The sequence below is a fragment of the Winogradskyella sp. genome (assembly GCF_025210595.1).
Lineage (GTDB): Bacteria > Bacteroidota > Bacteroidia > Flavobacteriales > Flavobacteriaceae > Winogradskyella.
Genome location: NZ_JAOARH010000111.1, coordinates 1 through 11,423, shown reverse-complemented (window position 1 = coordinate 11,423; position 11,423 = coordinate 1). Strand labels below are relative to the sequence as shown.

11 protein-coding genes are annotated in these 11,423 nt (G+C 32.6%); 1 reads left to right on the top strand and 10 read right to left on the bottom strand.

Annotated elements, in window-relative coordinates:
• From N4A42_RS11670 to N4A42_RS11625, 10 genes are all read right to left on the bottom strand, one after another.
• On the bottom strand, nt 1-438 hold a 438-nt coding region (locus tag N4A42_RS11670; RefSeq protein ID WP_294074184.1), incomplete at its 3' end, for a tetratricopeptide repeat protein.
• Nucleotides 439-472: 34 nt separating this feature from the next.
• Nucleotides 473-2,251 (bottom strand): BatD family protein, encoded by a 1,779-nt coding sequence (locus tag N4A42_RS11665; protein ID WP_294074182.1) that lies wholly within the window; start codon nt 2,249-2,251, stop codon nt 473-475.
• Nucleotide 2,252: 1 nt separating this feature from the next.
• On the bottom strand, nt 2,253-3,056 hold the full coding sequence (locus N4A42_RS11660) for a BatD family protein (protein WP_294074180.1): 804 nt from the start codon (nt 3,054-3,056) through the stop codon (nt 2,253-2,255).
• Nucleotides 3,057-3,071: 15 nt separating this feature from the next.
• The gene (locus N4A42_RS11655; RefSeq protein WP_294074178.1) at nt 3,072-3,911 is read right to left on the bottom strand and encodes a tetratricopeptide repeat protein; all 840 of its coding nucleotides are present in this window, start codon (nt 3,909-3,911) and stop codon (nt 3,072-3,074) included.
• 90 nt (nt 3,912-4,001) lie between these two features.
• Nucleotides 4,002-5,042: a VWA domain-containing protein gene (locus tag N4A42_RS11650; protein WP_294074176.1), complete on the bottom strand. Its 1,041-nt coding sequence runs from the start codon at nt 5,040-5,042 to the stop codon at nt 4,002-4,004.
• The gene (locus tag N4A42_RS11645; protein WP_294074174.1) at nt 5,035-6,039 is read right to left on the bottom strand and encodes a VWA domain-containing protein; all 1,005 of its coding nucleotides are present in this window, start codon (nt 6,037-6,039) and stop codon (nt 5,035-5,037) included. The genes N4A42_RS11650 and N4A42_RS11645 overlap by 8 nt, the downstream gene beginning before the upstream one ends.
• Before the next feature lie 5 nt (nt 6,040-6,044).
• Nucleotides 6,045-7,739, bottom strand: coding sequence for a hypothetical protein (locus tag N4A42_RS11640; RefSeq protein ID WP_294074172.1), 1,695 nt, complete (start codon nt 7,737-7,739; stop codon nt 6,045-6,047).
• A gap of 4 nt (nt 7,740-7,743) precedes the next feature.
• The gene (locus N4A42_RS11635) at nt 7,744-8,610 is read right to left on the bottom strand and encodes a DUF58 domain-containing protein (protein ID WP_294074170.1); all 867 of its coding nucleotides are present in this window, start codon (nt 8,608-8,610) and stop codon (nt 7,744-7,746) included.
• 80 nt (nt 8,611-8,690) lie between these two features.
• The gene (locus tag N4A42_RS11630) at nt 8,691-9,692 is read right to left on the bottom strand and encodes a MoxR family ATPase (RefSeq protein WP_294074168.1); all 1,002 of its coding nucleotides are present in this window, start codon (nt 9,690-9,692) and stop codon (nt 8,691-8,693) included.
• A gap of 160 nt (nt 9,693-9,852) precedes the next feature.
• Nucleotides 9,853-10,422, bottom strand: coding sequence for a DUF4382 domain-containing protein (locus N4A42_RS11625; protein WP_294074166.1), 570 nt, complete (start codon nt 10,420-10,422; stop codon nt 9,853-9,855).
• Nucleotides 10,423-10,527: 105 nt separating this feature from the next.
• On the opposite strand from N4A42_RS11625, the gene N4A42_RS11620 reads away from it, so the two are divergent.
• Nucleotides 10,528-11,391 (top strand): aldo/keto reductase family oxidoreductase, encoded by an 864-nt coding sequence (locus N4A42_RS11620; RefSeq protein ID WP_294074164.1) that lies wholly within the window; start codon nt 10,528-10,530, stop codon nt 11,389-11,391.
• Nucleotides 11,392-11,423 lie beyond the last annotated feature (32 nt).

Genomic DNA, 11,423 nt, shown 5'->3' with positions numbered 1-11,423 from the left:
TTTTCTGGATGTGGCATAAGAGAAATGATATAATAAAAATAATACAACAAAAATAATAACACTAGCCACAGCCATTTTTGCCCAAATATCAGCAGCAAATGTATTTACTACATTATTAATGATTTTAGCAAAACCTACTTGCGGCACTTTCTCTATAGCATCAATGGTCATGTTTTGCGCATACCCAACTAAGTTATTTTGAATATCCTTGTCGCTAGGATTAAGCAACAGTGCCTTTTCATAATAATAAATACTTGGTGCTATATTATTGAGCTTATAATTGGCATTACCAAGATTAAAATACAATTCTGCAGAGTGCTTACCGGATTCTAATATAGATTCGTATTTACCAATAGCTTCTGCGTATTTGCCATCGTTATACAAAGCATTTGCTTCATTAAAACGCTGATCGTGCTGAGAAAAAACAAATAGACTCAAACAACAAACTAATATCGTCATTACATTTCTCATACTATCTTATCTGCTTATCTATTAGTGAAATTGTTTTCGCTGCTTTGTCATAATCATTCTCCATTGTTACTTGTGTTATTGGCGTATACCTTGCCAATTCGCAACTTTCTAATATTGAAATAAAATCTGTAACCACACTACGTTCAACATTTCTTTCAGAAAGAAGTGTTTCTATCTTTTCTTTATTAAAATCACTAGTTTCAATATTTAATTTAGCTTTTAGATAATTATGAAGTGCTCTTTCTAAAGATTCATAAAAAGACTCTTTTTGACCTAAATTTTTCTTTGCTACACTTAAGTACTTTTTAGCCAAGCGATCTGCTTTTCTTATTCTATTTCCGGTAACATCGGCATCTCGCTTATCTTTAGCTTTTCTAATTATTATAGCTAGCGGAATTGCTAAAAATGGCAACAACAACATGGCCCAAAACCCAGAGGATTTAAAAAAGGCCTCACTTGTCATTGAAGACCAATTAGATGTAGTTTTTATAAACGTAAAGGTATTAGAACTTGGTGTTACTGTTTGTTTATTTGCTGAAGTATTTGCATTATCTTTATTATTTGCTACAGCAGCTGTTGGCCCTTCTATAACGTCTATTATAATCTCATCTGAGGTAATGCGCTTGTAGGTTTCTGTTTTTAAATCGAAATATGAAAAGGAAATTGATGGCACAGGATACTTTCCTCTATATTGTGGTACAATAGTATAAGAATCTGAAATACGTCCTTGCATTCCACTTAAACTTGTTCTTACATTTTCTTTATGCTCTGGCTCATAAACTTCTAGAGAACTTGGCGTTGTTAATTTAGGAAGCTCAAACAACTTTAAATTACCATTGCCGGAAACTTCTATTTTAGCCTGAAGTGACTCCGTAGCATTTAATTGATTTTTTGAAGTCGTTACATTAAACTGAAAATCACCTACAGCACCTTTAAAGTCCGATGGTTTTCCTTGTTCTGGCAATACTTTTACATTAATCGTTCTACTACCAGCGGTTACTGTTTTAGGAACTTTATTCATTATTTGGCGACCAAAAACATTAGCACGTCCTGTTGGTACCTCTACAGTGATATCTAAAACCAAAGGCTCTATCTTAAGTTTTCCTGTTTTTTGAGGATAAAGCACTGTTTTTCTTAACACAACATAGCGATACTCTTTGCCTTTGTATAAACCTCTTTGAATATTTAATCCTCTAACCTCAATATTCTGACTCCAAAAATCATTATATCTAGGTGTTTGTTTTTCGCGCCAATTGCCATCTATACCTACTTCTGTTGAAACATATAACTTATAAACTACAGTAACAGGTTCGTTTAAATAGGGATCTGATTTTGAAACCTCAGCAACTAAATGAATATTTTCTGAAGCAATATCTGAAGCATCTGGCGACCCATTAGGCTTATCTACAGCAGCAGTAACATTAATAGTTATAGGAAAGGTTTTGTATATCTCACCATCAATCTCAATTGTAGCTTGCTTGATTGTGAATTTTCCCTTCTTTTTTGGAGCTAAAAAATAACTGTATGTTTTCTGATACGTTTTTACACCATTAGCATAAGAATTCATTAAGGAAGTATTAGGGCCACCAACAATTGTAAAATCTTTAAAACTTGGTGGCACAAAGTTGTCGCCATCTTTGTTCATTTCAAAATCAATGCGCAACCGCTCATTTACTCCTAGTTTCTTCTTACTCACTTTAGCTTCAAACTTTACCTGAGCAGAAACCACATAAGTTGTAAGTGTTATAAGTAAAAGGATTATGTATTTTATATGCTTCATATTAATCAACATCAATCACTACTTTTTCTGTTGATAGTGTTATCTTTTTTTCTTCGTAAATGATTTTACCAAAAATATCTTTTTTATCTGTAGGGACACCAACATAAGTTTCTAATGTCATTGGTGAAATTTTTATATCCCCTTTATTTAAGGGCACTATCTTGCATTTTCTATAGTCGAAAAAACGAAAATCTTTACCCTTTATACGTATGGATTTCAATTGAAAACTATCTGGTGTTACATTTTTTACTACAGCATTCGTAATCGTACTTTGCTCTACATCTCCCCATTTATTTATAGCATAACCTTTAGATATATATAATTTGTATGAGATTTCTAGAGTATCGCGTAGGGTGAGTTTTTTTTTCGGATACTCTAATTGCAAATACACTTTCTTATAAATATTAGCATCTGCTCTTGCCTTAGCTCTATTTTTCTTTACTACTTTTAGATGTAATACTTTAGTTTTATAAATAATACCATCTACAACCAAGCTTGCTGGCTCTATTTCTAAGATTCCTTTTTGCAGCGGTTGTATTTCATAAGAGAATGTTTTTGAATAACTGCGTTTTCCTGCTACCCAAGTGTTTGAAATGCTTTTTGATGGCCCACTTACTATCTCAAAATTTTTAAATGCAGGAAAACTAATGGAGTCGCTGTCTTTATCCATTATAAAATCAACATATACGGTTTCGTTAACTCCTATTTTATCTTTACGCAACTTGGCTTCAAAGCTTACTTGAGCAGTTGCCAATATTGGAACCAAAAGCAATGTTATAACCGCTATATTTTTTAAAAATTTCATGATTATTAAAAACGATTACCAGTCTTTTTCTGTTCTTACTTTAGCTCCTTTTTGCTTTTCGGCATTAATCTTTTGCTGCACTTTTTGCTCCTGATTCTGCATGGCTTCTAAAATATTTTTCATCTGCTGAGGAGACATTTGCCCAGGTTTTGGCTTGGGCTTTTTGTTTTTATCTTTTTTGTCCTTATCGCCTTTTCCATCATCTTTTTTCTCATCTTTAGGCTTACCCTTCTCATCTTCTTCTTTGTCTCCTTCTTTTTTGTCTTTATCCCCTTCGTCTTTTTTGTCTTTGTCGTCTTTATTTTCGTCTTGCTTCTTTTGCTCTTCTTCCTTGTCTTTCTCTTCTTCTTTGTTTTCGTCCTTTTTATCGTCTTCACCACCTCCATCTTCTTGTTGATTTGCACAATCTTTGGCTAAAGCAAAATTATAACGTGTTTCTTCATCATTAGGATTATTCCTCAACGCATTTTTAAAAGCTTCTACAGCTTCCTTACATTGTTTTTCTTGCATTAAGATATTGCCAATATTATGATAAGCTCTATGTTTTTCATCTTTTGTTGTGGCATTATTAGCAGCTTCTTGACTTCTGAATAATGCTTCATCAAAACTTCCTTTTTTGAAATAAGAATGTGCTAAATTATATGAACCAACAGCTTTACTAGGCGCTTTAGAAATGGCTCTTCTATATTCCATTTCAGCCTCAACATAATTATCTTGTTGCAACAACTCATTGGCTTTGTACACCAAATTGGTTGCATTTTTTTCTTGTTTTAATTGTTCTTTATTTGCTTCTTGAGAAAAGCTAAATAGACCAATTAACCCTACAACAATGAATATGTAAAATTTTGTGCGCATTATACTTTATTTTAAAAGTAACAAACCCTTTGTTTTATTAGCGTTAAAGAAATTTTAAAAAAATCCATTCCTTTATAAATAGCAACTACTTTATATAGATGTTTCGTTAAATAAATTTAGTTTCTTTAACCAACCTGTTTTTCGTTCTAAAAAGAATATATCTACAAATAGCAATAAAATTCCTAAACCTAAAAACCATTGAAATTGGTCTTTAAAATCAGCTATCTGTTTAGACTCAAATTCTTTTTTATCCATCTTGTCTAATACTTCTTTAATCGTATCAACAACTTCAGTGGTATTGCTTCCGTTAACATAAACACCATTAGTTTCTTCAGCTATTTCTTTTAAGATTGTTTCATCTAATCGTGTAATTACAGTTTCTCCATTATTATCTTTTTTATAATTAAGAACCACACCATTACGTTTTATAGGAATAGGACCTCCTTTAGTACTACCAACACCAACAGTTAATATTTTTATACCTTCTTCCATAGCTTCTTCTGCTATGTCTAAGGCTTCACTTCCATGGTCTTCACCATCTGAAATAATAATTAAAATACGATTGGTTTGCTCTTCATCGTCATAATAGGTTTTTGCCAACTGAATAGCTTCATGAATTGCTGTTCCTTGTGAAGACAACATATCTGTATTCATGTTTTGCAAAAACATTTTTGCAGAAGCATAATCTGTAGTTATCGGTAATTGCGGAAATGCTTTACCTGCATAGGCAATAATACCTACACGATCACTGGCTAAACTGTTTACAATCTCTCTAACCAATTGCTTTGATTTCTCTAAACGATTAGGTGCAATATCTTCTGCTAGCATACTCTTAGACACATCAACAGCAAAAACAATATCTACCCCTTGGCTGCGAACGGTTTCTAACTTTGTACCTATTTTAGGATTTACCAATGCTAATGATAAACATCCAAAAGCAGCACAAAGGATTAGCACCTTTAAAATGCTTTTAAAAAAGGATTGATTTGGACTAAGGCGTTTTAATAAGTGATTGTCAGCAAATTTCTTTTGGGTAGAGCGTTTCCATATTTGAAGCACACCAAATAGCATAATAATTACCGGAATAACCAGTAAAGTCCAAAACCATATTTTTTCGTCGAGTCTAAACAAAACTTCTAAAAATTGTATTTCTAAATAGTATTTCTATTAAAAGAAGTAGTCCTGCCAACAGCACTAATGGCCTATACTTCTCATCATAATTATAATACTTCTTTTCTTCTATCTCAGTCTTTTCGAGCTTATTAATTTCCTTGTAAATCTCAGCTAACTTTTTGTTGTTGGTTGCTCTAAAATATTTACCTCCTGTAGCATCAGCAATTTCTTCTAATAATTTTTCATCAATTTCTACTTGTTGACGACCGTATCTAAATGATCCATTAGGATTAATAGATACTGGAGATAATGCCATTCCGTTAGTTCCTAATCCAATCGTATATACCTTGATGCCATACTCTACTGCTAACTCACTTGCAATTTTAGGATCTATAAAACCTGAATTGTTAACACCATCTGTAAGCAGAATAATCACTTTACTTTTAGCTCTACTATCTTTTAGTCTATTTACAGAAGTGGCTAATCCCATTCCAATAGCTGTACCACCTTCTATAATAGTATTATACCTTATATCTCTTAAAGAACGTTGTACTATAGATTTATCACTAGTAATTGGAGTTTTGGTATAAGCTTCACCTGCATACTCTACCAATCCTATTCTATCATTTGGACGACCATCAATAAAATCTGCGGCTACTTCTTTTAAAGCTTCGAGACGATTTGGTCTTAAATCTTTTGCCAACATACTAGCAGAAACATCTATAGACATTACAATATCTATACCTCTTGTAGTTTTTGTTTTTGTAGATACATCTACTGTTCTTGGCCTTGCTAAGGCTGTAATTAAAAGACCTAATGCGATTAAACGAACAGCAAACAAAACATGCCTAAATTTTGACCAAAATGAAGAGGTTGTCTTAAATCCTTCAATACTAGACATCTTTAGTTCTGCTGTTTGCTTATTATGTTTAAAAACATACCAAGCCATTGCTATTGGTAAAAGCAATAAGGCCCAAAAAAATTCTTTATTTAAAAACTCTATATTCTCAAACATTAATTTTATTCTTCTTGTTCTGCACTTGCTTGTTCATCGGACTTCAACTCCATAGAATCAATTATTCTATCTATAATTTCTTGTGCATAATCATCCTCTTGTGCCCAAATTAAAGTCACATGTATTATCGTTTCTTTAGTCGCAAAGCTAAAAATTGCATATTCCCCTTTTAAGGTTTTATCTGTACCCTTAATTGGAAAATCTCCTGTACCAAAGGTTTTAACTCCTTCAACAGCATTAGGCGTAATGTATTGCTCACCTTTTGTTACAATATTTTGCACATTCTTAGACTCCCATTCTCCTAAAATCTGCTCTATAGATTGGGACACATTTTCCTCAATATTTCCTTCTTCTTGTTGGTATTGAGCATCTTTAGTCTTGGTTGTTATTATTCCAATACTAATATTTTGTTGTTCACTTCCAAAAGCAAATATGGTTCTTTCAAACTTATCTTTAAGTTCATCTGGAAGCGAGTCTTGAACACGCATCAGCACTTTAGGCGTTTCAATATAAACTGGCGGAAAACCATAAGCACTTTCTACCCATTCGCCTTCTAACAGCTCTTTACTTTCATGGCCTACTATGGTATCATTTACATATCCAAAACCATATTTTAACCCAAAACCAACATATGTAGCTATAATTAAGAATAAAGAAATAGCAACGGTTAAGATGACTTTTTTACGTTTTTTCTTGCGTTCCTGAGCTTCTTTATATTGCTGATCTAGCAACTTCTCTTCTTCGGTTGGTTCTGGCAAGCAAGCTTTAACATTATCAACCTCTTTTTCTATAGTTGCTCTATCCATTTCAATGAGTGCATAGTCTGGTGCTGATTTTGCAAACTTTACTAAATCTGCTCGCTTAAGAATAGTTTCTATATTGTGTATGGTTTCTTTAGAAAATGGAAACTGATTGCCTTCTTTCAACAATTGAAGCCTAGTAATAAGCTGATCTGTAGTACTTTCTAAGGATTTATCATAAACTTTTTCATCTAAATATTTCCTCACAACTAAAGTCAATTCAGAATAGTATTCTTTAACCTCAGAACGTATTAAGTATTGACTCTCATCTAACTTTTTTAAAGCCAATTTTGCTCTATCATAAGGTGGTAATAATGCTATTTCTTCTTCCTCTGTTAGTGGTTTTTTCCTCCAAATGAACCACCATAATAAAAATGCAACTATAGCTACAGCTAATAAAACACCTAATAGCCATTGCCACCAATTGCTACTACTTTTTTCAACATCAATTAAAGGTTTGATGTCGTAAAGTTTTTGTTTGGTTGTATCTACTGCTATAGTATTAACATCTACTTTAAGAGAATCTGTATAAAATGATTTATCATCTATAAGTACTTTTTGCCTTGGAATGGTATACGAACCCGAATCGAACTGTGTAAGTTTATATATTTTAGACAGTTTTAGTTTTGAATCTTTTTTAGTAGTGTCAACTTCTAAAGCCTCTACAGACTCAAGTGGCATAAAGGTTTGCCCTTCTGGAAAAACTACAAGTGAAGAAGAATCTGCTTCAACTTCTATTTTGTAATTAATCTGCTCACCTATTCTTATTTTGGTAGTATCTACTTTGGTGGTTACTTGAGAAAAGGAGAAGAAAGAAAACAGAGCAAAGAAAAGAGAGAGCACAATAAGTTTGTCTCTTTTATTATCCCAATTCATATTTCGTAATTCGTAATTCATCATTCGTTTAGCCTCTTCGTTTAAAATAACCCAACAACTTCTTTACATAACTTTCATCTACACGACAATCTATTGTTCCGGCTCCAGATTTGGTAAAACTATCTTTAAAATAATTGACCTTATTGTTATAAAACTTTCCATAATTCAGTCTCACTTTTTTCGAAGCTGTATTTACTAAAAGTAATTCACCAGACTCTTCATCTTCCATTTGCACCATCCCAATATTAGGAATAGCCTCTTCGTGTTTATCATAAACTCTTATGCCTGTAATATCATGTCTGCCAGCTGCAATTTTTAAATTCTGTTTATAATCGTCTGCTATAAAATCTGACAATACAAAAACAATAGCCTTCTTCTTCATCACGTTAGATAAGAACTTAAAGGCTTCTGCTACATTGGTCTTTTTACTTTTAGGCTGAAACTCTAGCAATTCTCTAATAATTCTCAATACATGAGAACGTCCTTTTTTTGGAGGAATATAAAGCTCAATCTCATCTGAAAATAAGATCAAGCCAATTTTATCATTATTTTGAGTAGCCGAAAACGCTAAAGTTGCTGCTATTTCTGTTACAATCTCGTCTTTAAACTGATTTTTAGTACCAAACAGTTTACTACCAGAAACATCTGCCATAAGCATCATGGTAAGCTCGCGCTCTTCTTCAAACACCTTTACATAAGGTTCGTTATAACGCGCTGTAACATTCCAATCAATATTTCTTACATCATCACCAAATTGATATTGACGTACTTCAGAAAATGTCATACCACGACCTTTGAAGGTAGAATGATATTCTCCGCCAAAAATATGATCAGACAAACGACGTGTCTTAATCTCTATTTTTCGTACTTTTTTTAGAAGTTCTTTGGTATCCAATTGATGCTGAAATGTTGAATTGTTGAATCGTTTAATTGAAAGTGTTTAACCGAATCAACGATTAAACAACTAAACAAATATTAAGGCACTTCAATTTCGTTAACAATTTTATTGATAATATCTTCTGAAGTCACATTCTCAGCTTCTGCTTCGTAAGTAATTCCTATTCTATGACGAAGTACATCATAAACCACTGCTCTTACATCTTCTGGAATAACATACCCTCTTCGCTTAATAAAAGCATAACATTTTGCAGCTGTTGCTAAATTAATACTACCACGTGGTGATGCTCCAAAAGAAATTAATGGTTTTAAATCTCCTAGTCTATATTTTTCTGGATAACGTGTCGCAAAAATGATGTCTAAAATGTATTTCTCAATTTTTTCATCCATATAAACTTCTCTTACTGCTTCTTGTGCACTAAGGATTTGCTGGATAGACACTACAGGATTTACTTTATCATAAGTTCCTCTTAAATTAGCCCTTACAATAAGTTGCTCTTCTTCTAATTTTGGATAGTCAATTACAGTTTTTAGCATAAAACGGTCAACCTGAGCTTCTGGTAAAGGATAAGTACCTTCTTGTTCAACCGGATTTTGAGTTGCCATAACCAAAAATGGACGATCTAATACAAATGTTTCGTCGCCAATAGTAACCTGTTTTTCTTGCATGGCTTCTAACAAAGCTGATTGCACTTTTGCTGGTGCTCTGTTAATCTCATCTGCAAGGACAAAATTGGCAAAAATTGGCCCTTTCTTTATAGAAAAGTCATTTTCTTTAATATTATAGATTAAAGTACCAACAACATCTGCTGGCAATAAATCTGGTGTAAATTGAATTCTACTAAAACTTGCATCAATAGCTTTAGACAAAGTATTAATAGCTAATGTTTTTGCTAAACCAGGCACACCTTCTAACAAAATATGTCCTTGACCAAGTAATCCTATAAGCAAACGCTCTACCATGTGTTTTTGCCCTACAATTACCTTGTTCATTTCTAAGGTTAGTAGGTCAACAAAAGCACTTTCTTTTTCTATCTTTTCATTAATTGATTTTATATCAATTGTACTCGTTTCTTCCATGTCTTTAAGGGGTTTAAGAACGTTACTATATTAGTAATTTTTTCAGAGATGCAAAATGTTAAAATAAATTGGTAGTTGCTGTTAACAATTGGTTAAAAAATAAAGAGCAAAACCTTTATGATTTTGCTCTTATATCTTCTTTAATTAGGGATTAGGATAATTAATATTCAATTTGCCGTATTGCTGTATATAACTTTGGGTTTAAAACCATTGTATTTTCTTCTTCGTTAAAACTCACAGATTCATCTACATCTATGTCAATTACTACGTCATAACGTCGCTTAGGGTTTAATTGTAGCTTTAAAAGATTAGAGGGATTAGCGTTACCTAAAAGCGACACATCTAAACTGTATAAAATATTATCAATATCTATAAAGTTATTATCTCCAAGAACCAATCGTATTTCATAGACATAATTTGCTTCTACCTCAAAGTCATCAACTAAAAGCAACGGATTTTCCTCCTCTAAATCACTTGCATTGTAGGTGCCTTGATTAATAGCATTTAAGCTTAACCAATTACTAGAATCATTCCCACCTTCTTTTATTTTCAATTGCACATCTTCTATATCTATGTAAACCTTATCGAGCTCGTTAGTGGTACTCTTTAATTTTACAGTAATATTAGTCACATTATCATTCGTGCTAATATCATCTTTTGAACAACTTGACATCGTCATTGAAAAAACAAAAAGAAAAAAAAGTGCTTTTAAAGATTGAATTTGTTTCATGATTTGGGATAATGGAATAATTACTTAACAAGGATACTTTAATCTTTAGCTTTTGAGTATTTTTATACACCAATTGCATAAAAATCCATATAACCTGAAAAAAAAGTGAAATATTCTCGATTAATTGCAGGCACCATGACTTGGGGAAGTTGGGGCAAGCAACTCTCAAAACACGATATGGCAGATCTAATGCATCATTGCCTTGCCAACAACATTACAACATTTGATCATGCAGATATCTATGGCGCATACACTACTGAAGCAGATTTTGGAAAAGCTTTTTTAGAATCTGGCATTAAACGTGAAGACATTCAACTCATCTCTAAATGCGGTATTCAGTATCTATGCGAAAACAGAGATAACAAAGTGAAACACTACGATTATAGTAAAGATTATATTATTTGGTCTGTTGAGCAATCTCTAAAAAATCTCGAAACCGAATATTTAGACTTACTGCTTCTACACAGACCAAGCCCTTTAATGGTTGCAGAAGACATAGCTGAAGCCATTACTATTTTAAAAAAAGATGGAAAGATTAAAGATTTTGGTGTTTCTAATTTTACTCCATCTCAAATGGAAATGATTGGTTTACGTATAGATATTGATGTAAATCAAATTGAATTTTCGCTAACCCAACACACTGCAATGCATAATGGCACATTAGATTACATGAGCACTTGTGGCATAAAACCTATGGCTTGGTCTCCTTTAGGTTCGGTTTTTAAAGAAGATACAGAACAAACTAGACGCATCCATAGACAACTTGGTGAATTAATAGAGAAATACAATGCTACTGAAGATCAATTATTATTGGCTTGGCTTATGATGCATCCAGCAGGTATTCGACCTGTAATTGGTACTACAAATTTTGATCGTATTGCTAATGCAAATAGAGCCTTGGACATTGAATTAGAACTAGAAGATTGGTTCTTAATTTTGGTTGCGAGTCAAGGTCATAAAGTACCTTAAGACTTTAGAATAACGAATTACAATTTTTGATA